Origin of the sequence: Staphylococcus sp. LCT-H4 (assembly GCF_001866145.1) — a bacterium.
Lineage (GTDB): Bacteria > Bacillota > Bacilli > Staphylococcales > Staphylococcaceae > Staphylococcus > Staphylococcus succinus.
Window position 1 is genome coordinate 1 of sequence record NZ_MODY01000010.1, and the last position, 25,117, is coordinate 25,117.

26 protein-coding genes and 1 pseudogene are annotated in these 25,117 nt (G+C 29.2%); 12 read left to right on the forward strand and 15 right to left on the reverse strand.

Annotated features, from left to right (window positions below):
• Positions 1-2,102: 2,102 nt before the first annotated feature.
• The 4 genes from BK821_RS12800 to BK821_RS12815 all read right to left on the reverse strand — a co-directional run bounded on the left by BK821_RS12800 (position 2,103) and on the right by BK821_RS12815 (position 5,752).
• Positions 2,103-2,357, reverse strand: coding sequence for a helix-turn-helix domain-containing protein (locus BK821_RS12800; RefSeq protein WP_071331818.1), 255 nt, complete (start codon positions 2,355-2,357; stop codon positions 2,103-2,105).
• 210 nt (positions 2,358-2,567) lie between these two features.
• Positions 2,568-2,768: a cold-shock protein gene (locus BK821_RS12805; RefSeq protein WP_058626075.1), complete on the reverse strand. Its 201-nt coding sequence runs from the start codon at positions 2,766-2,768 to the stop codon at positions 2,568-2,570.
• A gap of 407 nt (positions 2,769-3,175) precedes the next feature.
• A complete protein-coding gene (locus BK821_RS12810) occupies positions 3,176-3,604 on the reverse strand; it encodes an Hsp20/alpha crystallin family protein (RefSeq protein ID WP_058626038.1) in 429 nt (142 codons plus the stop codon).
• A gap of 1,176 nt (positions 3,605-4,780) precedes the next feature.
• Positions 4,781-5,752: a replication initiator protein A gene (locus BK821_RS12815; protein WP_071331819.1), complete on the reverse strand. Its 972-nt coding sequence runs from the start codon at positions 5,750-5,752 to the stop codon at positions 4,781-4,783.
• 418 nt (positions 5,753-6,170) lie between these two features.
• On the opposite strand from BK821_RS12815, the gene BK821_RS12820 reads away from it, so the two are divergent.
• From BK821_RS12820 to BK821_RS12855, 8 genes are all read left to right on the forward strand, one after another.
• Entirely contained in the window at positions 6,171-6,914 is a 744-nt protein-coding gene (locus BK821_RS12820) for a DUF536 domain-containing protein (RefSeq protein ID WP_069813876.1), read from the forward strand.
• A gap of 290 nt (positions 6,915-7,204) precedes the next feature.
• Positions 7,205-8,704: an NAD-dependent epimerase/dehydratase family protein gene (locus tag BK821_RS12825; RefSeq protein WP_071331820.1), complete on the forward strand. Its 1,500-nt coding sequence runs from the start codon at positions 7,205-7,207 to the stop codon at positions 8,702-8,704.
• Between the two features lie 46 nt (positions 8,705-8,750).
• Entirely contained in the window at positions 8,751-9,251 is a 501-nt protein-coding gene (locus BK821_RS12830) for a TspO/MBR family protein (RefSeq protein WP_071331821.1), read from the forward strand.
• A 4-nt stretch (positions 9,252-9,255) separates the two neighbouring features.
• Positions 9,256-9,729: a glycosyl-4,4'-diaponeurosporenoate acyltransferase CrtO family protein gene (locus BK821_RS12835; RefSeq protein WP_069820960.1), complete on the forward strand. Its 474-nt coding sequence runs from the start codon at positions 9,256-9,258 to the stop codon at positions 9,727-9,729.
• The gene (locus tag BK821_RS12840) at positions 9,730-11,220 is read left to right on the forward strand and encodes a phytoene desaturase family protein (protein ID WP_071331822.1); all 1,491 of its coding nucleotides are present in this window, start codon (positions 9,730-9,732) and stop codon (positions 11,218-11,220) included.
• Positions 11,221-11,268: 48 nt separating this feature from the next.
• On the forward strand, positions 11,269-12,327 hold the full coding sequence (locus BK821_RS12845) for a glycosyltransferase family 2 protein (protein ID WP_256201638.1): 1,059 nt from the start codon (positions 11,269-11,271) through the stop codon (positions 12,325-12,327).
• 57 nt (positions 12,328-12,384) lie between these two features.
• A complete protein-coding gene (locus BK821_RS12850) occupies positions 12,385-13,260 on the forward strand; it encodes a phytoene/squalene synthase family protein (protein WP_071331824.1) in 876 nt (291 codons plus the stop codon).
• The gene (locus BK821_RS12855; protein ID WP_071331825.1) at positions 13,257-14,762 is read left to right on the forward strand and encodes a phytoene desaturase family protein; all 1,506 of its coding nucleotides are present in this window, start codon (positions 13,257-13,259) and stop codon (positions 14,760-14,762) included. The genes BK821_RS12850 and BK821_RS12855 overlap by 4 nt, the downstream gene beginning before the upstream one ends.
• 62 nt (positions 14,763-14,824) lie before the next feature.
• On the opposite strand, the gene BK821_RS12860 is transcribed toward BK821_RS12855, so the two are convergent.
• Positions 14,825-15,250 (reverse strand): pyridoxamine 5'-phosphate oxidase family protein, encoded by a 426-nt coding sequence (locus BK821_RS12860; protein ID WP_071331826.1) that lies wholly within the window; start codon positions 15,248-15,250, stop codon positions 14,825-14,827.
• A 230-nt stretch (positions 15,251-15,480) separates the two neighbouring features.
• Here BK821_RS12860 and BK821_RS12865 point away from each other — a divergent pair, with 230 nt between their 5' ends.
• Entirely contained in the window at positions 15,481-16,857 is a 1,377-nt protein-coding gene (locus BK821_RS12865; RefSeq protein ID WP_071331827.1) for a cryptochrome/photolyase family protein, read from the forward strand.
• Positions 16,858-16,862: 5 nt separating this feature from the next.
• Positions 16,863-17,345 (forward strand): TspO/MBR family protein, encoded by a 483-nt coding sequence (locus tag BK821_RS12870; RefSeq protein ID WP_241960180.1) that lies wholly within the window; start codon positions 16,863-16,865, stop codon positions 17,343-17,345.
• Between the two features lie 550 nt (positions 17,346-17,895).
• On the opposite strand, the gene BK821_RS13670 is transcribed toward BK821_RS12870, so the two are convergent.
• The 6 genes from BK821_RS13670 to BK821_RS12900 form a co-directional block, all read right to left on the reverse strand.
• The gene (locus BK821_RS13670) at positions 17,896-18,267 is read right to left on the reverse strand and encodes a low temperature requirement protein A (RefSeq protein ID WP_256201639.1); all 372 of its coding nucleotides are present in this window, start codon (positions 18,265-18,267) and stop codon (positions 17,896-17,898) included.
• Between the two features lie 89 nt (positions 18,268-18,356).
• Positions 18,357-18,644: a low temperature requirement protein A gene (locus BK821_RS13675; RefSeq protein ID WP_071331829.1), complete on the reverse strand. Its 288-nt coding sequence runs from the start codon at positions 18,642-18,644 to the stop codon at positions 18,357-18,359.
• A 28-nt stretch (positions 18,645-18,672) separates the two neighbouring features.
• Complete coding sequence (locus BK821_RS12885) at positions 18,673-19,641, reverse strand: type 1 glutamine amidotransferase domain-containing protein (RefSeq protein ID WP_083390181.1); 969 nt, start codon at positions 19,639-19,641, stop codon at positions 18,673-18,675.
• 17 nt (positions 19,642-19,658) lie between these two features.
• The gene (locus tag BK821_RS12890; protein ID WP_057511680.1) at positions 19,659-20,006 is read right to left on the reverse strand and encodes a MerR family transcriptional regulator; all 348 of its coding nucleotides are present in this window, start codon (positions 20,004-20,006) and stop codon (positions 19,659-19,661) included.
• 46 nt (positions 20,007-20,052) lie between these two features.
• On the reverse strand, positions 20,053-20,373 hold the full coding sequence (locus BK821_RS12895) for a hypothetical protein (RefSeq protein ID WP_002508641.1): 321 nt from the start codon (positions 20,371-20,373) through the stop codon (positions 20,053-20,055).
• Positions 20,374-20,405: 32 nt separating this feature from the next.
• Positions 20,406-21,164, reverse strand: coding sequence for an SDR family oxidoreductase (locus BK821_RS12900; RefSeq protein ID WP_064210009.1), 759 nt, complete (start codon positions 21,162-21,164; stop codon positions 20,406-20,408).
• Positions 21,165-21,365: 201 nt separating this feature from the next.
• Between BK821_RS12900 and BK821_RS12905 the strand changes: the two genes are divergently transcribed.
• Complete coding sequence (locus BK821_RS12905; protein ID WP_071331830.1) at positions 21,366-21,968, forward strand: recombinase family protein; 603 nt, start codon at positions 21,366-21,368, stop codon at positions 21,966-21,968.
• 107 nt (positions 21,969-22,075) lie between these two features.
• On the opposite strand, the gene dmpI is transcribed toward BK821_RS12905, so the two are convergent.
• Genes dmpI through BK821_RS12925 form a run of 4 tightly spaced genes read right to left on the reverse strand, consistent with a single transcriptional unit; the run spans position 22,076 to position 24,603 of the window.
• Positions 22,076-22,261 carry a 4-oxalocrotonate tautomerase DmpI gene (gene dmpI, locus BK821_RS12910; protein ID WP_069828390.1) on the reverse strand — a complete coding sequence of 62 codons (186 nt, stop codon included), beginning with the start codon at positions 22,259-22,261 and terminating at the stop codon, positions 22,076-22,078.
• Positions 22,262-22,278: 17 nt separating this feature from the next.
• Positions 22,279-23,376: a low temperature requirement protein A gene (locus BK821_RS12915; protein WP_071331831.1), complete on the reverse strand. Its 1,098-nt coding sequence runs from the start codon at positions 23,374-23,376 to the stop codon at positions 22,279-22,281.
• Between the two features lie 24 nt (positions 23,377-23,400).
• Positions 23,401-24,147, reverse strand: a complete 747-nt coding sequence (locus tag BK821_RS12920; RefSeq protein ID WP_069828392.1) for an SDR family oxidoreductase — start codon at positions 24,145-24,147, stop codon at positions 23,401-23,403.
• Positions 24,148-24,207: 60 nt separating this feature from the next.
• Positions 24,208-24,603, reverse strand: coding sequence for a MerR family transcriptional regulator (locus tag BK821_RS12925; RefSeq protein WP_069819197.1), 396 nt, complete (start codon positions 24,601-24,603; stop codon positions 24,208-24,210).
• Between the two features lie 332 nt (positions 24,604-24,935).
• Here BK821_RS12925 and BK821_RS12930 point away from each other — a divergent pair.
• Positions 24,936-25,088, forward strand: a pseudogene (locus tag BK821_RS12930) (recombinase family protein); the annotation flags it as partial.
• Positions 25,089-25,117 lie beyond the last annotated feature (29 nt).

Consider the following 25,117-nt stretch of genomic DNA (forward strand, 5'->3'; position numbering starts at 1 on the left):
TACTATAAATTCAACTTTGCAACAGAACCTTATATCATCTACGAATATACGATGATAGCTAACTTCCGATAAGTTGAATTATGTCAGTTCAACTTTATTATGATTAAACCAACTTCGTTCAAAATAACACAACTTCTACTTTATGTTTTACTGCATACATTATACGTGCATACAATCTACATGTATAATGTATACACGTGTGTCCAATAAATTATCAGTTGTGTATTATTATCTTATTTAAAGAAGATTATTGAATATTTAAAAAACACTATGCTATTATTTAAATGTGTAAAAAGAACAACATGCGCTAACATGCTGTCCTAATGAGCCTCTTTGAAAGATGTTAGGCTTTCAGTAAAGTGATAAATATCCACTTTACCTACTCGGTCAAAAATTGAGAATGATTATTTTTTGGTCTTTATTGCTAATTAATACTAAACCAATGATTATGAGTACAACCATCAGCATTTCATAATCAGATAATGCTATTCCTTTCTCGAGTCCCCTTATTAAGTTTTAATTAACTTAATAAGGGGACTTTCGTTGTAGATTCAAATCATTTTATCTCAGATTTTAGATTTAGCTTTTCAGCTGATTTCAAGACTCTTTCTATATCAATATACTTAATTCTACCGATAATTTGCTTTTTATCCTTTGAACCAAAATTTTCAATCCTATCTAATGTTAACTGTGTTAAAAATTCCACTAGATTTACAGGATAGTAACTATCACCTAAATACCTTTTAAGTTCTTCCTCTGTATAATGAATAAAGTTTTACTTAGCAACTAAACCTTCTAAAGAATAAAATAAGAATTGTCTAGCTTTGTTAAATTCATATCACTTCACAAAAATTCTCTAGTAAATTGAAATACTTTCACTATTCACTTTAAAAACTCTAAAATCAAAGTGAAATAGATACTCTTAATAAATCAAAAACCTCCACAAGACAACAAAAGTTTTTGTGGAGGTTTCCTTCCTTTTGAAATAGCAAATCTACCATAAAAAATATATCAAGGAGCACACTATGTTGATTACCTTCATTCCATAAAATAAACAAATACAAAATTAGAGAATAACAGTCTAATGTTTTTCTATCAAAGTATCTTTTGTAAACTTAAAAGAAGTAAAAGCTAAAGTAAAAAAACTTATTGTTTCTTTCAATATTTCTACTCTTTTTCAAAAATATAAATGTAAACTAGTATCTCAAATCAAATTTCACTATATATCTAATTCCTCTTTTTTAGTTCTACTTTAAGTCACTTTTCCATTGATAACTTTCTATTTTTAATAAAAATCGACTTATACATCGTGTATCAAATCCCATTAAAAACTTATACACCATGTATAAAAACAAATATAAAAGGCTCTATATCAAGGTGGTTTTGAATAAAAGTGTAAAATACTCGATGCCATTTACATAAAAATGTATAACTTTACAATCACTTAATTTTAGTGTGTATAAAAATCCATAAAACGCTATTACACCAGTGTTTTAAATAGAATAAACGGATCAGAAATATTAAAGAAAAATACATCAGCTATGCTGATTGACACGCAAGTGGCATTGTATTTCCTTATGCTCTTATTTTTTATACTCAAAAAAGTTTAAAAATATTATGAAGTGATTCATTTCGATATTACTAATTGAAAACTTTCCACATCAACTCCTACTTAAATTAATGTATTAATCTTTCTATTTTTTCATTATAGCTACTTAATAATTATTTATATTGAATTTAAAAATGGACTTCTCAAAGATAGAAGTCCACATCCAAAATCTAATAATCAAAAATAATAGTCCGTCGTTTTTTGATCATTTTCATTTGTAATATTTAATTTTTATAATGCTTCTGATCCTTTAGGTGTTCCAAAATCGATTTCTACTTCATTATAGGTTCCACCATTCAAGTAAAATTCTTGGATTTCTTCTTTAATTGTTTTTTCTTTTTCCATTATTTTATCCTCCTGAAAGTTTAAATTGTTGTATGACTTATATACTTCATGTTCATTATTTATATACTAATCTTTCGGATTTTAAAAACTAATTTTCATAACAAATACTGTCTTATTTGTTACGAATTTATATCTATTAAACATGCAATTATTTTTTCGTTACATTAGCAATTGATTTTAAAAGAGATATGGTCGGACGCGTATCTCCGTTTTCAATATTTTTAATAGTTGTCTGAGGCACTTCTAGTTTTTGAGCAAGTTGCTTTTGTGAGCATCCAATTTCTTTACGCAATTCAACTAATCTCATAGCAAATTCTAACTTCTCATCCTGATTTTTATACAATGTTTCTAATTCCGGATTATTTTCTATATCTTCTTGAATTAGTTTAGAAATTAAGTTCATTTAAAAATTCTCCTTTCCTTTTAGTCTATTAAAGATTTTTGCTTTATTGACTTTGAAATTCGTAACGCTTAAATAAAACTTGAATCACTCCAGTATAAAGGCGCTATTCATCTTATTTATTACACACATTTGTATAACTAATCAAGATAAATTAATAGACAAAAAAACCGAACTATATTTTAATATAGTTCGGTTAAAAGATTTTTTATTTTAAACAGTAACAACGTTAGTAGCTTGTTCACCACGTTGACCTTCAGTGATATCAAATTCTACGTTTTGACCTTCTTCTAAAGATTTGTAACCTTCTGCTGCAATACCAGAAAAGTGAACAAATAAATCATTACCATTTTCTCTTTCGATGAAACCAAAACCTTTTTCTGCATTAAACCATTTTACTGTACCGTTATTCATATAGAATACCTCCGCGTGCTTTTGCACATAATATTTGTAACAATTTCATTTATAAAAAAGAGGATATTCTAAAAAATACACTACAATTAAATTCACGAGCCTTTATTACGTTAGATTAACTATAAACCTTTTAGAGCGATAAGTAAAGGTTTTTATATAATTGCCGTTATATAAGATGAATCTCAATATTGTTTTGAGCTATATAAAAAAGAGCGAGATGTTGCTTTAGTAAAGTCGTTCGAAATACAATTTACGATTAAAAGACTAGGTCTAATTAAAATGCATCTTTTTACATATTTGAGTTATTTCTATATAGTATCAAAACAAGAATAAACTCGTTTTCAACTCGTTTCTAAAACCTATAAAAAAGGTGCTTGTGAAAAATTCACAAGCACCTTTTTTATAGGTTAATTAATATCTATTACTTTTCTTTGATTATTTTCAGTTTTTGGTAAATCTACAGATAAAATACCATCTTCAAATTTAGCCTCAATATTATCTTCATCTATATTATTAAGTGAATACATTCTCTTCACATTACTATAAGATCTTTCTTTTTGAATTACTTTACCTTCATCATCTTTTTCTTCATTCACCTGATTATTTTCAGCAGAAATTATTAGCATACCATTTTCATAAGAAATATCTATTTGGTCTTTTGAAAATCCTGGAAGCTCTGCTTTTAATTCATATCTATCGTCTTTTTCACTAATATCAGTTTTTATACCTTGTTCATCAGGAAAATTACTAAAAAATTGTCTTCCAAAATCTCTAAACAATTCACTAGGTGTCATATCAAAATAATCTCTTCCAAATGGTTTTAAATCATAAATCATGACGATCACTCCTTATAATATTTAACCTATTTTTTGATTAATATTTTTGACATAATCCAAATAATTTAAATACTCTTCCCAATTACTGTTAAATTCGAATTCAACAAAAGGGCTAAATTCAAATACACCATCAAAATTAGACATATTCTTAAAAGGAATTAGTTTTTTTTGAATTTTTATCTAAATTCATATCAACCCCTCCCTACAAAGCATATAACTATTTTCACTATATATATAACATAAAGGTCAAAGTTGGTCAATACTTTTTGCTTTATTCCAATTGCTTTATTGACGTTGAGCCTCGGAACCCTTATCAATCCCAAAACTTGTCGAATAGTCGGCTTAATAGCTCACGCTATGCCGACATTCGTCTGCAAGTTTAGTTAAGGGTTCTTCTCAACATAAATGCGTGTGATAATCTAATAGCTTTATTTTGGATTTTAAAGGGGTATTTAAAGCAAACTCTAAACTTATATAGTTTTATATCTTTATAATCATCTTTATTTCTTAAAACACAAATATGAGCCAAACAAGAGGTGTTCTTTATGACAACAAACTTTGAATTTACATTTTCCGTATTTGATAAAACATCATAAGAAATTTCTAATCTATGTGATATTCCAAACGACCAAAGAATTATAAAAACAATCCAAATTATGAAAAAGCAAAATATCTCTGATACTGATTTTGAATTTCTTAAACTTTATGATTTTTATTTTGCAGATAAACCATACATAAATTTCTAGTAAATCCAGTATTGATTTTTAAGATACTGTCCATCTACATGCAAATTAAAAACCGGCATAGAAAATAGTAAACATTTAAGTTCTTGCAGGGGTTAATAAAAGTATAAACAAATTAGACTTATTTTATAAGTCGTTAAAACCTGCGCTCTGCGAGGATAGTTTTGTATTTAATTACTCACGTATGTAAAATTTAATTTACTAAAAACAATTAAAATCCACATTTAAATTGTTTTTAAATCTAAATTAACGCTGCCAAAAATCAATCTGCTGCAACATCGTTCTCCCAATACTTTTTGGGGGCAATAAAGTTAATTTGAGCGTTTCGACTTACTTAATCTATAACTAATTGTATCGTCCTTATGACTTGATCTGTATCAGGATTCACGAGAACATTGCAAATTCAATTGGACTCTTTATTTAAAAAACACATTTATTGATTAAATATATTATGTTTTTTCATGTTTTGACGGCGCATATAAAGTGCATGTGTTTCTTCGAATTCAGCTTTAATCGATTGCATTAAATACCCTTGCATTGTTTCGACGGTTTCATTCTTTTGTAGCAGCATCGCTTTAAAACGTTTCAACACACTTACAATTTCAAACTCAACATCTTCTAAACGATAATAGGTATCATGTGCATTATTAAATGATTTCTTCCCTTTGAGTAATACACTTTTTATAATACGGATTTCTCTAATTTCAAATTTACTTAAATAGCCTTGAAGTTGTTGTGGCAATTCTTCGAGTACTTGGAACTTAAGCGCATCATTATTAAATTCGGTTTGTTGATGATTTGTATGATCCGAATGATTATTGTTTATTGGATTGTTGTATGTATCATTCATATCATGCGTATCATTATTCTCAGTCTCTATATAATCAGTATTACTTAAGTCAGTATCATTAGGGTCTAAGTTTTGGGATTCTGGGCTCCCATTGTTTGGGATTCTGGGCTCCCATTGTTTGGGATTCTGGGCTCCCATTATTTGGGAGTCCTTGCTATCACTTGATTCATCATTGTTTGAAGTGCTGTTTTGTATTTCTTTTTCAATATTTATATTTGTTTCAATTTCATGAAGGTATAGTTTGTTTGGTCGATTAAATCCAGTTTTAACTTGTTCTAATAAACCCACTTCTTGTAATTCTTTTTTAATTTTAGTTATTGTATTTTTACTTTTATCTAATACTTCTTGAAGATTTTCATTTGTAAAAATAAAATATATATCTCCATTTTGATCTATCCAATTATTTTTAATAGATAAGCTTACTCTATCATTAAGAATTGCATAGGTAACTTTTGCACTATCACTTAACTTTTTATATTTTTCATTGATAAATAATACTTTATGTAACATATAGAAATTTTGACTGGCCTGATTTTTTATGTTTTTTCTAGACATAATAAAAACCCCTTTCCTATTCAAATTTTGGATAGAGGTAATAAAACATTACAAGAACACATAAATTTTTTGCTTGCACTTTGATGATATAGTTGTATATAATACAGATATCAAAATATTTATAAACGTGCTGCAACGTTTTATTACCAAACCCCGACTATTACCAGTAGTTGGGGTTTTTGTTGTATTAAGGTTATTATAGCACTTTGAATAAGCTTATAAAAGGGAAAATGTAGGGTTATCAAGGGTTGATAAAGGGTTTGTAAACCCTTGATAACTACCATCAACCCTTCACAAATACTTGATAAAATGATTGATAGTTTTATATTTTTGATTTATTAATCGCTTTATTATTAAGCGTGATAAGCTTATAATATTTTATAAAGGGTTGATAAACATTTTATAAAGGGTTGATGATATGAAAAGTGTGAAAATGTTGAGTGAAGAATTAGGGGTTAGTAAGCAAACGATTTTTAATAACATTAAGCGATTGAATATAGAGACAATAAAACAGGAAAACACTTCGTTTATTAAAGAAGATACCGATATAGAAAAAATCATTCAAAGAGTAAATGAAAATAAAAAGAAATATGGTTTTGAAAGTGCTACTGAAGACAAACAAAAAAAAGAGTCGGATAATATTAATGTTGAATCCAAAAGTGATACTCAAATAGTAGAAATCCTTAAAAATCAGATTGATACTTTGAATGATCAAATTGAAAAACAAGAAAGTCGTCATGAAACAACAATTGAATTCTACAGAAAAGAGTTGCAGGAAAGATCAAAATTGCTTGAGAATCAGCAAGTATTGGCATTAGAGAGTAATAAGAAGATTCAAAAATTAGAAAATCAACTAGAAGAAGAAAGACACCTTAATTATTCCTTTGATACATCTACTAACAATAGACAAAACGTTGATGCACAAGAAACAACATATACTACTGATCCTGTAAATATTAACCAACATCAGGAAGAAACTAAAGAAGCAGAGATTCAATATAAGGATATATCTGAAAGTCAAAGCGACGAAAGTACACAAGATGAAGAAGAACAAAGAGAAGACGTTCCATCTAATCAAAATGACAATGATAGTGATATAGAAGAAAAGAGTGAAGAAACGGAACCTAAAAAAGGGTTTTGGAGTCGTCTATTTGGTAACTAATTGTAATTAAAAAGGCACGACAAGTTTATGAACTTGTCGTGCCTTTTTATGTGAATCGAACTTCTGATAATCATCGATTATGTTAATAAATTAATAGTAAAATCAGTTTTATTTTAAATTTAAGTTAATTTATCAACAAAATTGGGTATAATTTTATTAAGAGACATAGGGCTCTTGCCATACTTATATTAAATTAATTTAATTGTAATGAGCAATTTAGCTTATTATGTAAAAGATGAGCTGAGGTAAGCATGTGCCTGCTCATCTTTTTAAAATTGGAGGCTAAATTTATGAAAAAAATTCTATTAACGGGTGCTTCAGGATATATAGGTAGCCATTTAATGAATAAATTAAAAGAAAATTATGAAATTATTGCTGTTTCTAGAAATATAGAAAATAAATCTAATGAACAAAATGTTACGTGGAAATCTGCAGATTTATTTGATTTAAATGAGATAACAGAAGTAATGAAAAATGTAGATATTGCTATATATCTCGTTCATTCGATGATGCCTTCAGCTAAGTTAACACAAGCAAGTTTTGAAGATATGGATGCAATATTAGCAGATAATTTTGCTAAAGCATCAAGTTTTAATAAAGTTAAACATATCGTATTTATGAGCGGCTTAATTCCTAATACTAATGAATTATCTCCACATTTAAGAAGCCGCTTAGAGTGTGAACGTATTTTAGGAGCATATGGTGTGCCAGTAACTACATTAAGAGCTGGACTAATTATAGGTGCTAAGGGAAGTTCTTATCCAATACTAAAAAAATTGGTAGAACGTTTACCTGGTTTACTTCTACCTAAATGGGCATATAATACGACGTTACCAGTCGCTATTGATGATGTAATTAATGGTCTGTATAAAATTGTAGAGCGTGATCCGCAAGCGAATGAATCGATTGATATCGGCGGACCAAGTCACATGACATATAAAGACTTGTTCAATCAAACGGCACAGGTGTTAGACAAAAACTTACCTACACTGGATTTACCGATTATTCCAATTTGGTTAAGTAAATATTGGGTGAAACTAATTTCTGGTGTGCCGAAAGAAATGGTATATCCATTAATGGACAGCTTAATACATGATATGATTAGAGATAATAAAAATATTGTAGAAGATATTTCTATTGGAAAAATTGATTATAAAGAAAGTGTACGTAACGCCTTAGAGGAAGAAGCTGCTACACAAAAGAAAAGTAAAAAAACAAGCAAGAGTGCTATCAAAGATGTTCGAGCAATTTCAAGAGTAACCTTGCCTAAAGATATGACCATGAGTCAATTGGCAGAATTATATGCTAATTTCTTAAATAAAATCACATTAAATGTTGTTAGTAGTAACTTCAATGAAGATAATTTTATAATAACCGTACCATTTTTAAATAAAAAGTTACTTTTATTAAGAAAAGACGGGGCTACATCTAATGAAGATAGGATTTTATATCGTATTGTCGGCGGAGATTTTGCTTTAGATTCAAATGGTGGTAACGCGAGATTAGAGTTTAGAAGGTTACCTTATAGTGATGAATGTATTATAGCATTACAGGAATATGAACCGACGCTACCTTGGTGGTTTTACAAGTATACGCAAGCTAAAATTCATAAAAGTGTGATGAATCTTTTCAAATTCAATTTGAAAACTAAAAAAAGTACTGAAAAAGGAGGGTTTAACATGAAAAAATTTATCTTACCAGTCGTTATTATAGGTGTGATTGTATTAAAAATATATGGATTAAAAAAATATCTAGCTAAAAATAATAACATGTCGAATGCTGAATTATAGCAGATAGATGTAATTAAATTCACATATAAAAAAGAGGGGTTAACAATTGAAAGCTAACGATACAATAAAATCGATTATAAAAGTTAAAATGCCGATTATAGGTGGGAAACTTATAGGGAAATTTGCAGTTAAAAACGCGCGTAAAGACTATAAGAAGAATGTAAAACCTCCTTTTTCACCGCCAGGCTATCTATTTCCTATTGTGTGGCCAATACTTTATACAACAATGGGTGTAGCTTATGCAATCGTTACTAATAAATCAAATGACAAGAATTTAAAAGTTATATATTATACACAATTAGGTCTAAACTATTTATGGTCGATATTGTATTTTAAATACAAGTTAAGATTTAGTGCTTTGATAGAGAGTTTTGTGTTACTTGGGGCGGTAATAACTACAACAGTAAAATTTTTCAACACGAAGAAAATTGCTGGCATACTATTGGTGCCGTACATGCTTTGGAGTGCGTTCGCAACGTATTTAACTGTAGGGAATTGGTTATTGAATAAAGAGAATCCAAGCTATACAGAAAAAAACAGGAAATAAATCAATGAAAAAGATAATATATTATGGACTTTACTGGTTTATAGTTCAAATGATTATTGCACAGCTTGGTACGCGGATTAGCCATAAATGTTTAAAAAAAGATAATATATACTTTAGAAGTTGGAATTTTGAAAAAGAAGGTCAATTATGGCAAAAATTGGTTAAAGTTCAATATTGGAAAAATCAATTACCAGATGGTCAACGTATTAATTCAAATATTGTTAGTAAAGCAGCTTTTGATACATCAAGTAATACGCATGAAGTAAGTAAGTTTATATTAGAAACGAGACGTGCGGAGCTTGTCCATTTGTTTTCGATATTGCCTGTTATCGCTTTTTTAAATTCGTCAAGAAGCATTAAAATTATTAATCTAATCTATGTCATTATAGCTAATGTACCGTGTATAATTGTGCAACGCTATAATCGACCTAAATTAGTACGTATATATTCGAAAATGCTAAAAAGAAAAGGTGATTAGATGAGAAAGAAGCAAGTAGTTGTCATTGGAGGGGGACTAGGCGGCATTGCCAGTGCAATCCGCATGGCTCAAGCAGGCTATAATGTGAATTTGTATGAACAAAACAATCACATTGGTGGAAAAGTGAATAGATTAGAGATAGAAGGTTTTGGTTTTGATCTTGGCCCTTCTATCTTAACTATGCCTAAAATATTTCAAAGATTATTCCAGCAATGTGGTAAAAGGCTAGAAGATTATGTGCATATCCGTAAATTAGATTTGCAGATAAGAAATGTCTATCCTGATGGTGAAATTGTAGATTTATATGAGTCTATGCAAGATACTTTGATAAATAATAATGTAGTAACAGATAAAGATATAAAGCAACTCACTACATTCTTTAAATATGCGCAACAGATACATAAAGCTGCTGAAAGTAGTTATTTTGATAAAGGCTTAGACACAATGTCTGAAATCATTCGTTATCACGGGCCATTTTCAGCATTAAAAAAATATGATTACTTCCATACCATGCAACAAGCAATTGATAAAAGAGTAAACAATCCATATTTAAGAAAAATGCTAGGATATTTTATCAAGTATGTAGGTTCATCCTCTTATGACGCACCGGCTGTATTGAGTTTGCTGCCTCAAATGCAACATGATGAAGGATTATGGTATGTAGATGGGGGCATTCATAAATTAGCTGAGGCTATGGAGCAATTAGCGAGAGAATTAGGCGTAGGTATCCATTTTGACGCATGTGTGAAACGTATAAATTATAATAGTAAAAATGAAGTTATTGGGATAACATTAGCAAATAATAAAGATATATATGCAGATTATATTATATCTAATATGGAAGTAATTCCTGTTTATAGAAATTTGTTGAATTTTGATGAAAACAAAATAAATAAATTAGAGCACAAGTTTGAACCAGCTAGTTCAGGTTACGTAATGCATCTAGGTGTTGATAAAATCTATCCAGAACTTAGTCATCATAATTTTTTCTTCTCTAATAATTCTAAAAAAAATTACAAAGAAGTCTTTCATCAATATGTCTTACCTCAAGATCCTACAATTTATGTGGTCAATACAAATAAAACAGATGACTCACAAGCCCATGAAGGGCATGAAAATATAAAAATCCTACCACATATACCTTATATTCAAGGACAGCCATTCAGCGAAGAGACGTACCTTCAATTCCGAGAATGTATATTGGATAAATTAGAAAATATGGGATTAAAGGATTTGAGACAGCACATCGTATATGAGGATGTATGGACGCCACATGACATAGAAAACACATATAATTCTAATAAAGGGGCTATTTATGGCGTAGTGTCGAGTAAGAAAAAGAATAAAGGATTTAAATTCCCTAAAAAAAGTCAATATTACAAAAATTTATATTTTGTAGGTGGCTCTGTAAATCCTGGGGCGGGCATGCCAATGGTCACTTTAAGTGGAATGCAAGTAGCAGAAGCTATTATCGCAGAAGAAAGTAGTTGATATCAGATGATACCATACATAATAGCTATAGCATTTACTTTATTTTCCATGATAAGTGGAAAGTATATGTACATGCGTCGAGCTACGATTAATCGAAAAAAGAGTGGAAATAAGAAAGACGTCAGTATTATTATTCCTGCTAGAAATGAAGCGAAAAATTTACCTAAATTACTTAACAGTATTGCTAAAGACCCTCAAATAGAAGTAATAGTCATGGATGATGATTCAACAGATAACACACTAGCAATTGCAAAATATTACGACGCAAAAGTAAATACTGTTAATAACGATATGACATGGAAAGGGAAATCACATGCATGCTGGGAAGGAAGTCAGTATGCAACAAACGATTTATTGATGTTTATTGACGCTGATGTCCAATTTACAAGTGATGATAGTATATGGCGTATAGTTTATCAATATAATTTACAAGGAAATAAAGGTTTACTTTCTATACAGCCTTTCCATAAGATAAAGCATTTATATGAAAATTGTTCTGCTATATTTAATTTAATGACGATTGTAGGAATGAACAAATTTTCAATAAATAGGTCATTAAATGAGAGACAAAGTGCATTCGGTCCATTAATTTTAACGAACAAGCGAGATTATGAACTGACACATGGCCATTTAAATGCTAAAGATAAAGTAATCGAAGGTTTTGCCTTAAGTAATGCATATCATAATTGTGATTTACCTGTTGATTTATTTGAAGGGCAAGGCGTGGTGAATTTTAGGATGTATCCTCAAGGGTTTAGAGGGCTACTAGAAGGTTGGAGTAAACACTTTGCACTTGGTTCTAAAGAGACTAAAAGGTCCACACTTAGTTTAATCATTTTATGGTTATTAGGATCTAGTATATCTACCTGGAGTGTTCTATTTTCACTCAAATTAGGTATCTTATATTTAATTTTAGCAGTTACTATTTATTTTATTTATGCGTTACAATTCCACAAATTCATTCGAAGAACGGGCGATTTTAATTTCATTGCAAGTATTTGCCACCCATTGCTATTTATCTGCTTTATTGGGATATTTTTTAAATCGTGGTTAGATATCAATGTGTTTAAACGCGTGCAGTGGAAAGGCCGAAATATAAATTTATAGATTACGATTCACATGAATATAAAGACAATGTCAGGGTGTTTTCGAGGAGGCCAATTAATGAATCAATTAGAGAAAGATTATAAACACTGCCACAATATTATGAAGATCCATTCAAAAACATTCTCATATGTCTTTGACTTTTTAGAGCTTAAAAAGAAAAAAGCAGTATGGGCTATCTACGCAGTTTGTCGAATTATCGATGATAGTATAGATAAATATAATGATCTTGGACAATTAGAAAAAATAGCCAGTGATTTAGATGCTATTTATGGTAATCATGCTCAAAACTATCAAAGTGACGCAGCCATTATGAATGCATTTAATAACACTTTGAATACATACGCAATTCCGCACAAACCATTACGTAAGTTGATTCAATATGTAAAAGAAGATCTTAATTTAAAAACGGTACAAACAGACGCTGTTTTATATGATTATTGCTATGGTGTTGCAGGAACTGTTGGTGAATTATTAACACCTATATTAGCGTCCCAAAGCGAAGACAATACTGACCAAGCTGAAGTTACTGGCATCGCTTTAGGTAAAGCACTACAAATAACTAATATTTTAAGAGATGTGGGCGAAGATTTTCAAAATGGTAGAGTTTATCTCAGCCAAGAAAAGCTAGCTGAATATAAGATAGACTTACAAGCTGTATATAATGATGGGGTTACCCAAAATTATATAGACTTATGGGAAAACTATGCTAATGAGGCAATTCAACTATACAATATAGCATTAAATGGAGTTGAATACTTTGATGAAGAAGTGCGTTATATTGTTGAATTAGCGGCATATGCCTATCTTGAAATTCTTGAAGAAGTGAGAAAGTCGGGCTATACACTGTATAAAAAAGTATATGTAAGTAAACTTAGAAAACTGAAAATTTATCGCGAAATCATTACGAAATATAATAGGAGTGAAACATTATGAAGATTGCAGTCATTGGTGGTGGTGTTTCGGGTTTAGCTGCAGCTTCAAGGTTGTCAGCAAATGGACATCAAGTAGATATTTATGAAAAGAATAAGCAGATAGGTGGTAGAATGAATCAAATTAAACAAGACGGGTTTACATTTGATATGGGTCCAACAATAGTAATGATGCCTGAAGTCTATCGTGATGTTTTTAATTACGCACAAAAGAATATGAATAATTACTTGGAGATTAAACAATTATCTCACATATATGATGTGTACTTTAGTGAGTCTGACCAAATTCGTGTGCCTACAGATCTTGCGCAATTAAGAGATATGCTTGAAGCTATTGAGCCTAACTCCACACATGGTTTTATGTCATTTTTAACTGATATATACGAAAGATATGAAATTGCACGCAAACATTTTTTAGAGCGAACGTTTAGAAAACCTACTGATTTTTATAATCCTTTTACTTTATATCAAGGTATGAAATTAAAAACATTTGATAAAGCAGATAACTTAATTGAAAAATATGTTGATAATGAGAAAATTCAAAAAATATTAGCGTTCCAAACATTGTATATAGGCATTGACCCCAAACGAAGTCCTTCACTATATTCTATTATACCAATGATTGAATTAATGTTTGGCGTACATTTTATTAAAGGTGGTATGTATAGCTTCGTCAATGCGCTTCAAACATTAAATGAGGAACTAGGCACTCAAATTTATACAGATGCGAGTGTTGAAGAGATTATCATTGATACACGTTTTAAGCGTGCTGAAGGTCTGAAAATAAATGGCCGTATTGAGAAGTATGACAAAATATTATGTACTGCAGACTTCCCATATGCAGCCTCATCTTTAATTAAAGATGAACAACAGCCTAAAAAATATACAAAACAAAAAGTTGATAATATGGACTATTCTTGTTCTGCCTTTTTGATGTATGTGGGTGTAGATAAAGATTTATCTGAAGAAATTTTATTACATAATGTTATATTTTCAAAGGATTTTGATAATAACATTAACGAAATCTTTACTGGGGAAATATCTGAAGATCCTTCCATATATGTCTATGCACCAAGCGTGGAAGATAAGTCGTTAGCGCCAGAAGGTCAGACAGGTGTTTATGTACTTATGCCTGTTTCAGAATTAAAAACGGGTGATGTGGATTGGTCCAATGAGACAACAATCACACATGTGAAGAATATTATTTATAAAAAGCTTTCAACCATTAAAGCTTTAAAAAATTTGAAAGAGCAGGTTGTCACTGAAATCATTTATACACCTGAAGATTTTGAAGATGATTATAATGCAAAATTTGGAGCAGCCTTTGGACTAATGCCTACATTAGCTCAAAGTAACTACTATAGACCACCTAATGTAAGTAGAGATTACAAAAATTTATATTTTGCTGGAGCAAGTGTTCATCCAGGAGCAGGCGTTCCCATCGTATTAACAAGTGCTAAAATAACAGTTGAAGAAATATTAGCTGATATAAAAAATGGTATTTAACACAACAAGCGTTTAATTTTCTTATCTAATGAAGGGAATTAAACGCTTGTTTGTTAGTTACATTAATCAATCGTAATCGTTTGTGGCGTATCTATACTACCATCATTCATAATCTTAATAGATTTAGGTGTGGCTTTGATTATACATAAATCAGGGTCTTCTTTAGAATCAAAAAAGGTTTTATCTTGTTTTTCCCATAGCCAATCTATCGTTTCTTTATCTTTAATGATTTCAACATTTGCTTCAATTTCAAGAAAGCTACGATTTTCTGTATCATCATATCCTAGCAATATATGTGCTTTGGGATTATCTTTGAATTCAGCAACTTTGTTAGAGTCTATACTAGTTTTAGTATAAAGTGTAAGATCATCATTATAAAAAACCATATATCTACTATTAGGCACGTTGTTATGTGCAGTTGATAAGACACCAATTCTTGATTGATTCAATATATTTTCTATTTTATAAAGTACTTTATCTTTATTCATATTAAATTCACCTCTTTTTGAATTATACCCTGAATTTGAGTGAATAATGTTCTAAAGCCTTTATATTTACATATAAGGAAAGTAGGGTATAAATAAAGAAGTATTATACAAAGAAAATATTTCATATAAGCTAATTCAATTTAATAATGCTAAAAAAAGCAAGGTAGCTTAGTAGTAACTAATATTCCAATAAAATGTTACTTTAAATCCAGAAGATTAGGGGACAAAATATGCATTTAGGAGTTATTCTTAACCGGGTATTTAGAATCAAAGATAATCCATTATTTGATTATGTAGTAAAAAATCAAGAAGAAATTGAAAAGTTATATCTCATTTTGCCTTTAGAAGATCTATCAGATGCAGGGGAATCAAAGCAACAATATTATAATACAGTAGCAAGTGGTTTTGTTAAAACTTTATATAAACATAATATTTATCCCTATGTAGTCTCTTACAAAAGTTTAGGAAAACTAGGGGATCAATTAGGGTTAACACATGTTTTGATTGGTAAAGATATCATGAGCTATCATAATATAAAATATGATTTTCTTCATCTCAAATTAGCTTTTCAAAATCGCAGTGTAGAGGTTATTGGACAACGCGTAAACCATTATTTTCAACCGTCACAGATTGTAAATAAGCAACAACGACCTTATAAAGTATTTACAAGTTTTTATAAAGCCAATAGAAGAAATTTAGTACTTACTCCAAGTAAGCATTACCAATATAAACAATTAAGTCAATATGCTGAAAAAGGTTCAAATCATAGCGGAATATCCCTAAATTCATCGGAGGATATAGAACAACAAGCACGTAAAGATTGGAAAAACTTTTTAAATGAAGATATTTCAAATTATAAAAAAATGACAGATGACGTTTCTCAAGATTATGCCAGTGGATTAGGTAAATATTTGGCATATGGTTTGCTGGATATTCATGAAATTATTAATGATTTGCTTGAGTATTATGAAAATGATGAAGCTAACTATGAGTCATATATTAGAGAAGTGATGTTTAGAGAATTTTATTATATTTTAATGACGCAATATCCAGAAACTGCAACTAAGTCATTTACTGAAAAATATCGTAATATGCAATGGTCATATAATAAACAGAATTTTGACGCATGGAAAACAGGGAAAACGGGATTTCCAATTATAGATGCAGCAATGCAAAAGCTTAACCGTACTGGGTATATGCATAACCGTTTAAGAATGGTTGTTTCTCAATTCTTAACAAAAAATTTATTTATTGATTGGACTTGGGGAGAAGAATACTTTAGGCAATACCTTATCGATTATGACAACGCGTCCAATGTGCATGGCTGGCAATGGTCTGCATCTACAGGCACAGATGCGGCGCCATATTTCAGAATGTTTAATCCAATACGCCAAAGTGAACGTTTTGATGCCAAAGGTTATTTTATTAAGTCTCAACTAAAACTATTTAAAGATGTTTCAAGTGACTATATTCATAATCCTTCAAAAAATAAAGATAAACTAAAAGAAAATTATGATATTGAAATAGGAAAAGATTACCCTGAAATGCTAGTAGATCTTAAATCAAGTAGAGAATTCGTTATGAATAAGTTTAAAAGTTTTCGGTAATAATAATGATTAATCAAAACAAATGGATTATTTTATACTTTATCTCTTTTTTAATTATGATTTTATTAAATTATTTAAGTGGTGCCAATATAGGAAGAGTAACAGAAAATAACCAGGCAATTATACAACCTGCAGGTTTTACTTTTTCAATTTGGGGACTAATTTATATCATTATTTTAGCTTGGATTATTAAGCTGTTTGTTTCAAATGAGCATGGAAATATTATAGTTAATGAATTAAAATACCTGCCTATCATTAATTTCCTGTTAAATGGTTTGTGGATAGTATTTTATACACAAAAATGGATATTTGCTTCAGTTTTAGTAATCATAATGCTACTATATACAATTGCAAAAATTTATACAGTATTAAGTAAATACAAAAGCTTTAATCGCTTACCTTTTTCAATTTATTTTGGTTGGGTCACAGTTGCTACTATAGTTAACATTTTTACTTTAGTTTTAAATAATAATATTAAGGTTGAATGAACTCACTTGGACAATAATAATATTAATTATTGCTACATTTATAGGTATCTTTATTTCTATCTCCTTTAAAGATTGGTTGTATCCACTTATTATTATATGGCCTTACTTTGGAATATATGTTGAAAATAAAAGTGTTTATTTAAGCTTGGATATTACATTAATTTTAGCAAGTTTATCATTAATCATTGTTTCTATTATTATAAGTTTTCAAAGAAAAAAATATAATCGTTAGAATAATAACCATTTTGCTAAATTATTACTATATATAATAAATACAATATAAATTTTTTGAGTCCAAATTGCGTATATTTATTGAACTCTAATAAAGTTTAATACATAGTCTGGGTGTCTTAATTGTTCATTTTTGACACAAACCCTCTCAATATAAAATTGAGGTGCCATTTTCTATTGCATAAAGTTTCTCTAATAAATTGCAAAAATCCTTCAGCTATAACTGAAGGATTTTTGTAGTTTATTTTAATATAATATCTCACTCGTAATTTTTTCTATAAAGTTAAAGAACTATAAAAAGAAAAGTGTAAAGAGCAATTTATGATCTCTCCTTATGTAAGCCTATATTTGTTAATATACTGACTATAAATAAAACTAAGAATAGTATGAATCCATATATTTCAGATATATTCAGATGTTCATGAGATAACAGTTTATTCATAATTAAAAACATCATATCTAATGAAAATATTAATAATAAGTGTACATAAATTGTTGTGAATCCTGTTTTGTTTGTTGTGTTTTTATCTGTTGATTTATAGTGATGAACATATATAACAAATAAACACGTAATAAAGGCGAAACATAATGCATATAAAATATTTAAACCGGTTAATTCAATATTTTGTATTAATAAAACTAGGCCTTCACCAAATAATAAAATCACTAATAAGCTTAATCGTTCAGTCAAATGGTTAAAGAATATAGGGTTACGATATGAAGTTTTATAAAAATACTTAGATATACCAAGGCTGACATTAAAACAAATGGAAGAAATGTTTATTGAAAATCGCTATTTATAGCTTTAGACAATATAACGATTAAATACATATCTATAAACACAAAGATGTATTGATACCATTTTTGATTGAAGAACCTATTAACTAAAAGTGTACGGTAAACCCATATAGAGAAAAAGACGAGAAAAAGCATGAAGCTTTTTCCTAGTTCTTCTAAAGACATTAAATTATGTGAAATGCCTTCTGCAGTCTGATTAATAGTAGATAAAATATAAACAAATATTAAATCGAAAAATAATTCTGTCATGCTGACTTCTCTTTTCTTCATTTTTCCACTCCTAAACCTGGTCTTTTAATTATTTAGGTAAAATTTCCTTCAGTTTATCTGTTTGATCATCTATAGCTTGTGGTCCATTACCAGTTAATAATTTTCTGGTTTTATCATATACAACAAGCGATTTTGTAAAGTTTTTTGTTGTTTTAACATTGAAATTATAGGAAATTAACTTTTTATCTACGTAATAGTGTAACCGCGTCTTTTTATTTTTTATTTTAGGGTACCCAGATATTAACATGAACAACTCACCTATTTTAGGTACTGTAGTTGTATGGGCGCCTTCGTATAATGATTTGTCATAATTATACGGTTTACCTTTATCATCAATTCTGAGTCTAGCAGACGTTAAAGCAATGGGCGCATGACATATTAAAGAAGTGATGACTTTTTGTTCTGACAATTGATTTAACACTTCGCCTAATTCTGGGTTATCTAAGAAATCTACCATAGGCGCATGCCCTCCAGGTAGGTGCACGAATGATAAATTTTCAAAACTAAAATCATTGTTATTATCAGCATTGTTTTCCAATAATTCTTTTAAAGAATAAAATTTCTTTTCTTCTAAGTCATCCATTTTTCTAACAATCTGTTTTCTAAATTCTTTCGTCTCTTCATCTGTGTTACTCAAATTTTGCGATACAGGCAGTTTTCCAAGTAAATCGTATAAAGTGTTTAATTCCTTTTCTCTGCGGTCGACAAGTTTGGTATTCTTTTGACGATAATTAGTGGGATCTTTATAAAATTTTTCTTTCACAGACGCAATGCCTAGCTTTTCTCCAGCTTGCATACTTAAAGATTCCCCATTAATATCTAATGTCGGTTTTTCGCCATTTGGCGTAGCGAAAATAAATTCATAATCGTCTTTAAAAGTGTCCAATATTTTTCCCATTTCAACTAAAAAGAATCCTGTGTCTATTTTTTGTTTAGTGGGATTATTTAATGGTAGTTCATTTGCTGATGATATAATTATTAAAGCTTGTTTTTTCATAGTATACCTCGATTCTCTTATTCGTTTTCCAATAATTTGAATTTTTCTTCTAATACTTTAAGACCTTCATCTATAAGTCTTTTTTGTTCTATTAAATTTTTTTGATGTTCTAAAAATATGTCTTTTCGTTTCATTTTGGTAGAACTTCCTTGATGATACAATTCAGCAATTTCTTTTAACTTTGATACAGGCATATGTGTCTGACGCATACATTTTATAAATTCAATCCAATATAGGTCTTCTACTGAAAAATCTCTATAGCCATTCTTATTTCTGGTAACAAATGGAAAAAGCCCTGCTTTGTCATAGTATCGAATAGTATGTTCACTGATGCCTAAATTATCGGCTACTTGCTTTACTTGCATAATTTACCTCCTAAAAAAGGTGACTTTATAAAGTCACCTTTTTGGTCTATTTAATAAGTTGAACTAGTAAATCTTCATAGTCATTATGGATAATAGCTTCAAACCCAAATGTTGATACCATATCACTCTTTAATGACTCCACAGTGTTATAACCAATAAGTTCAGGATCATCTATTTTTAAACCAATTCGTTTAATGTCATTATGGAATAAATTATTTTGATGAGATAGCTCAATTATTTCTTCAGCTAAAGATTTAACGTAATTATTACTTGGCAAAGATACGTTCTTATCATCTATGACTTTTTCTTCCGTAATAATCTTAATATCTGTTTCATTTTCTTTAAATATTGCTAAAAAGTAATACATATCAAAATGACCTCCTTATTCTTTAAAGTTAACTAGCGTGTCGTATAACCGCCATTTGCAAATAATGTTTGTCCATTTATCCACCAACCATCTAAAGTTAAGAAAGTAATAATCGGCGCGATGTCTTCTATATTTGTAAGTTGATTATGAAGTGCTTGGGATTTATGGAATGCCACAGCATCTTCGCCTTCTTGAGGATAGAAGAAAGGTGTATCCATTGGTCCAGGAGCCACTGCATTAACTGAAATCCCTCTATCCATAAACTCTGATGATGCTGCGCGTGTATAATGCTCGACGGGAGCTTTTCCTCCAGCGTAAGTTGAATAAAATCCTGTATAAGCAGCAAGCAATGCAGTGGCTAGAGTGATGATTTTGCCATTATCATTCATAGCCTTTTCAGCATATTTAATAAAGAAATAAGCTGACTTTGCATTGATGTCTGCCATACTATCAAACTCTTCTTCAGTCGTTTCTGAAATAGGTTTTTTAAGTACTTTTCCTACTGTATTTATTGCAATATCAACTTTTCCAAACGTCTCTTCAGCATGTTGAAATAAAGCTTGGACATTACTAACCTTAGTTAAATCACCAGAAAATAATGTACCTTCTCCACCTAACTCTTCAACTTTTGAAAGTGTAGCTTTAGCATCATCTAAAGACTTTTCATTATGATAATGGATTACTAATTTAGCCCCATCTTTAGCGTAAGTAGTACTTAATAAGCCACCAAGGTTCTTAGCACCACCAGCAATAACTACAACTTTGTCTTGTAAACTATCAAATTTACCCATATTATATAACCTCCTTTGAATATATTTCAATCATAAACCTTAGACTGCGATATCAAGCAAGTGTTTGTTGGAAAATTCTAATCACTTTTTTAGTGGTATCTTTTTGTGTCATTAGAGCCTACCCTAAACGAACAATAAAAACCCCTTGTAAAATGCTATTTCTATATGTATGATTAAGGTGTATGAGAAAGGAAGTTAAAAATGATTGTTGGTTATGCAAGAGTTTCAACTATTGATCAAAATTTAGATAGACAAATTGAAAATCTTCAGTCCTTTGGTGCTGAAAAAATATTTACTGAAAAACAATCAGGTAAATCTATAGAAAATAGACCTACTTTTCAAGAAACGCTAAGTTTTGTACGTATGGGAGATCGTTTAATTGTAGAGTCTATTGATCGTCTAGGCAGGAATTATGATGAGATTATTCAAACTGTTAACTATTTAAAAGAAAAAGAAGTCCAATTGATGATTACAAGCTTGCCTATGATGAATGAAGCAATTGGTAATCCACTTCTTGATAAGTTTATGAAAGATTTAATCATTCAAATTTTAGCAATGATTTCAGAACAAGAAAGAAATGAAAGTAAGCGTAGGCAAGCACAGGGTATTAAAGTGGCTAAAGAAAAAGGCATCTATAAAGGCAGACCTGTACTTTATTCACCAAATGCAAAAGATCCTCAAAAACGTTTGGTCTATTACCGAGTTATAGAAATGTTAGATCAAGGAATTTCTATTAGTAAGATTGCGAAAGAAGTAGATATTACAAGACAGACTGTTTATAGAATTAAAAAGGAACAAGCATAATTACACTATTATGCTTGTTCCTTTTTAATTCTATATAAGATATTTGAAATGATAAATCTATGAAACGTATTATTTATTTTTTAATATTAAATGATAGAACGTAAACACTATTCTTGATCACTTAATAATTTTCCTCCAGAACCCACGTTATCTAAGTTGTTTTCTTTTAAAATAACATAATATCCTTCTTTAGGGATTCCAGTAATACGTGAAGCAGTTTCTGTTAATTCCTCAACTAGTTGCTTTTTTTGATCTTTTGTTAAATCTAGTGTTTCTAATTTTAAAATTGGCATAATAGTCAACCTCTTTTCTAAATAAATTCTTTTTTTATTTTATCTTTATAATTAATAAAAACAACTATGACAATGGTAAATATAAAGATTATATTAATTAATATAAAGCTATTTAATATAGACGTTAATACAACACATATAATTATTACCATAGTGTTCAATTTAACCTTGGTAGAGTTTAAAATATTACTATAATGCTTAGTATTAAAAAGTAATAGAATTAAATACATTAAAAAAGAAATAATATATAAATAATGGTAGTTAAATGAAGAAAAATGATTTTGCTGTATTTCTTCATTCATAACTAAAAACATTATATCTATAAAGTATAGAAGGAATAAATGTATATATAAAGTGAAAAAACCTGTTCTTCTTTTCTCTTCTTTTTCTGTGTATTTATAGTGCAAGGTATATAAAATAAATAGAGATACCAATAACACAAACATTACTATATACACTGGTTTTAATGAGAAAACACTAATATCACTTGCAATAAATATTAAACCTTCACCAAACATCAATATTACAAATAAACTTAATCGTTCACTCAAATGATCAAAATAAACTGGGTATCGTTTTGCTTGCTTTTGAAAGAACAAAGGTACTATAGATGCTACTGTTACAGCAATTAAAAATATTAAAACATTTGAGCTATCATTAATGAATAAAGCAAAAATTGAAATTAAAGATGCTAATATAAGACTTAATACATATGGTAAAATGAGTCTTATATCAAACCTTTCTTTATTAATAATATAGTTTAATATATATTGCGTAGCAATACTTAAAAATAGAAATATTGTAATTAGAACACCGGGTGTGAAAGTTGATTGAAAATCTGAATTAATAGCCTTTGAAAGTAATATTATTAAAAACATATCAATAAATACAAATGCATATTGATACCATTTTTTATTAAAAAATCTATTAACTAATAATGTTCTATATACCCATATAGCTACAAAGATAAGAAAAAGCATAAAATTTTTAAGTAAACTTTCAATTGATAAAATACCATCCGTCATGTGCTCGGTAGCTTGATTAACTTGAGAAAGTATTGAAACAAAAATCAAATCAAAAAATAATTCTGACATACTAACTTCTTTTTTACTCATATTGTACTCCTAATGATATTTTATTTACCATTCTTGATTTGTAGGTCTAACAATAAGTTCATTAACAGCGACATTAGAAGGCTCATTTATTGCAAATGCTATAGCTCTAGCCATATCATTAGGTTCTATTGTGGTTTCATATACAGAAGATACATTACCTTCTACATCCGAATCAGTAATCGTTTGAGTTAAATTAGTATTAGTAGCTCCAGGACAAATAATAGTAGCTCTAATATTACTATTTTGAGATGATTCCTCCATACGTAATCCCTCTGTAATAGCTCTTACAGCAAATTTTGTTCCACTATATACTGCACTACCAGGAGTAACTAAGTGTCCAGCTACAGAAGATATATTTATGATATGACCAGAATTTTGATTTCTCATTCCAGAAATAACTGAATAAATACCGTTTAAAACACCTTTAATATTTACATCAATCATTGAGTTCCATTCATCTATCTTCTTATTATGCATTAAAGATAATGGCATAACTCCAGCATTATTAATTAAGACGTCTATTCTTCCATAATTATCAATGGCAAACTGTGCTAATTCATTTACTTCTTTAATATTTGTCACATCTGTTTGTTTATATTTAACTTCATTACTATCTTGTGACAATTCCTTTGAAATTTCTTTTAACTTTTCATTGTTTCTTGCTGCTAATACTAATTTTGCGCCCTGTTGTGCTAATGATGTGGCGGTTGCTTTTCCTATACCACTTGATGCGCCCGTTATAAGGATTACTTTATCTTTTATATTATTCATATTATACGCCTCCATTAATTAAATATATAATTAATGATAAACCTTGAACTGTACTTTAGGTCAAATAAGGCAATCCTTGTTTATAATATCTGTACTAACATTACGTGATAATTCATCATAAACACCTAATTTATAGTTAATCTGATCTAGACAATCTAACTTGCTTTTAATTTCATTTTTTATACTTTCCTTGTGTTCACTTAAAATTTCACGTCTTTTTTCTATCGTAGAATGCCCTTGATTAAATAAAAAAACATAATGCTTTATATCCTCAATCCCCATATCTGTTGCTCTTAACAATTTAATAAATTTCAACCATTCTATATTTTCATCGGTATACGTACGATTTCCATTCTTGTCTCTTTTCACAATAGGTAATATACCTTCCTTTTCATAATACCTCATTGCTGAACTATTAATTCCCACTATTTTTTCAACATCTTGAGTATAGTACATTAATCATCACCCTCTTTAAAGTTACTTTAACAAAAACATTCGAAATATTACAATATTAATATATGAAATTAATTTTAATATGAAGCTGAAAATGACAGTTAAAGTGAAAAAGAAATAAAGTTGAACTTATTTCTTTTTTGACACAAATCTTCTTAACCATAAATTAAGAGGATTTTCTTGAACATTTAAGTATATAAACTTGTGTTATAATCAATGTAGCATAAATATCAAAAAACATGAGTTTTTAGACGATGAGAGACGCTCTTATTTGCATCGAGAACTATATTTAGTTAATAAGTACTCATAAAACGATTAAAAGAGGTGGTATTTAAATGGCTAAAATTGGTTATGCACGTGTATCAACACAAGATCAAAGTCTTGATGGACAGATTGATACACTTGAAGAATATGGTTGTGAGCGTATTTTTAGTGAGAAAGCGAGTGGACGTAAAACGAAAAGAACAGAACTTGATAAGTGTTTAGATGGTTCTGTTGCAAAGTTGAATTTATAGTA

Bases quoted from the DNA above. Each gene is read 5' to 3' on its own strand.
- BK821_RS12870 (WP_241960180.1), top strand. From the start codon at position 16,863: ATGATTAATCAAAACAAATGGATTATTTTATACTTTATCTCTTTTTTA.
- dmpI (WP_069828390.1), bottom strand. From the start codon at position 22,261: ATGCCAATTTTAAAATTAGAAACACTAGATTTAACAAAAGATCAAAAA.
- BK821_RS12835 (WP_069820960.1), top strand. From the start codon at position 9,256: ATGAAAAAGATAATATATTATGGACTTTACTGGTTTATAGTTCAAATG.
- BK821_RS12820 (WP_069813876.1), top strand. From the start codon at position 6,171: ATGAAAAGTGTGAAAATGTTGAGTGAAGAATTAGGGGTTAGTAAGCAA.
- BK821_RS12860 (WP_071331826.1), bottom strand. From the start codon at position 15,250: ATGAATAAAGATAAAGTACTTTATAAAATAGAAAATATATTGAATCAA.
- BK821_RS12855 (WP_071331825.1), top strand. From the start codon at position 13,257: ATGAAGATTGCAGTCATTGGTGGTGGTGTTTCGGGTTTAGCTGCAGCT.
- BK821_RS12915 (WP_071331831.1), bottom strand. From the start codon at position 23,376: ATGAGTAAAAAAGAAGTTAGTATGTCAGAATTATTTTTTGATTTGATT.
- BK821_RS12800 (WP_071331818.1), bottom strand. From the start codon at position 2,357: ATGAACTTAATTTCTAAACTAATTCAAGAAGATATAGAAAATAATCCG.
- BK821_RS12810 (WP_058626038.1), bottom strand. From the start codon at position 3,604: ATGATTTATGATTTAAAACCATTTGGAAGAGATTATTTTGATATGACA.
- BK821_RS12905 (WP_071331830.1), top strand. From the start codon at position 21,366: ATGATTGTTGGTTATGCAAGAGTTTCAACTATTGATCAAAATTTAGAT.
- BK821_RS12900 (WP_064210009.1), bottom strand. From the start codon at position 21,164: ATGGGTAAATTTGATAGTTTACAAGACAAAGTTGTAGTTATTGCTGGT.
- BK821_RS12845 (WP_256201638.1), top strand. From the start codon at position 11,269: ATGATAAGTGGAAAGTATATGTACATGCGTCGAGCTACGATTAATCGA.
- BK821_RS12885 (WP_083390181.1), bottom strand. From the start codon at position 19,641: ATGAAAAAACAAGCTTTAATAATTATATCATCAGCAAATGAACTACCA.
- BK821_RS12840 (WP_071331822.1), top strand. From the start codon at position 9,730: ATGAGAAAGAAGCAAGTAGTTGTCATTGGAGGGGGACTAGGCGGCATT.
- BK821_RS12865 (WP_071331827.1), top strand. From the start codon at position 15,481: ATGCATTTAGGAGTTATTCTTAACCGGGTATTTAGAATCAAAGATAAT.
- BK821_RS12920 (WP_069828392.1), bottom strand. From the start codon at position 24,147: ATGAATAATATAAAAGATAAAGTAATCCTTATAACGGGCGCATCAAGT.
- BK821_RS12890 (WP_057511680.1), bottom strand. From the start codon at position 20,006: ATGCAAGTAAAGCAAGTAGCCGATAATTTAGGCATCAGTGAACATACT.
- BK821_RS12895 (WP_002508641.1), bottom strand. From the start codon at position 20,373: ATGTATTACTTTTTAGCAATATTTAAAGAAAATGAAACAGATATTAAG.
- BK821_RS13675 (WP_071331829.1), bottom strand. From the start codon at position 18,644: ATGAAGAAAAGAGAAGTCAGCATGACAGAATTATTTTTCGATTTAATA.
- BK821_RS12925 (WP_069819197.1), bottom strand. From the start codon at position 24,603: ATGTACTATACTCAAGATGTTGAAAAAATAGTGGGAATTAATAGTTCA.
- BK821_RS12825 (WP_071331820.1), top strand. From the start codon at position 7,205: ATGAAAAAAATTCTATTAACGGGTGCTTCAGGATATATAGGTAGCCAT.
- BK821_RS12850 (WP_071331824.1), top strand. From the start codon at position 12,385: ATGAATCAATTAGAGAAAGATTATAAACACTGCCACAATATTATGAAG.
- BK821_RS12805 (WP_058626075.1), bottom strand. From the start codon at position 2,768: ATGAATAACGGTACAGTAAAATGGTTTAATGCAGAAAAAGGTTTTGGT.
- BK821_RS12815 (WP_071331819.1), bottom strand. From the start codon at position 5,752: ATGTCTAGAAAAAACATAAAAAATCAGGCCAGTCAAAATTTCTATATG.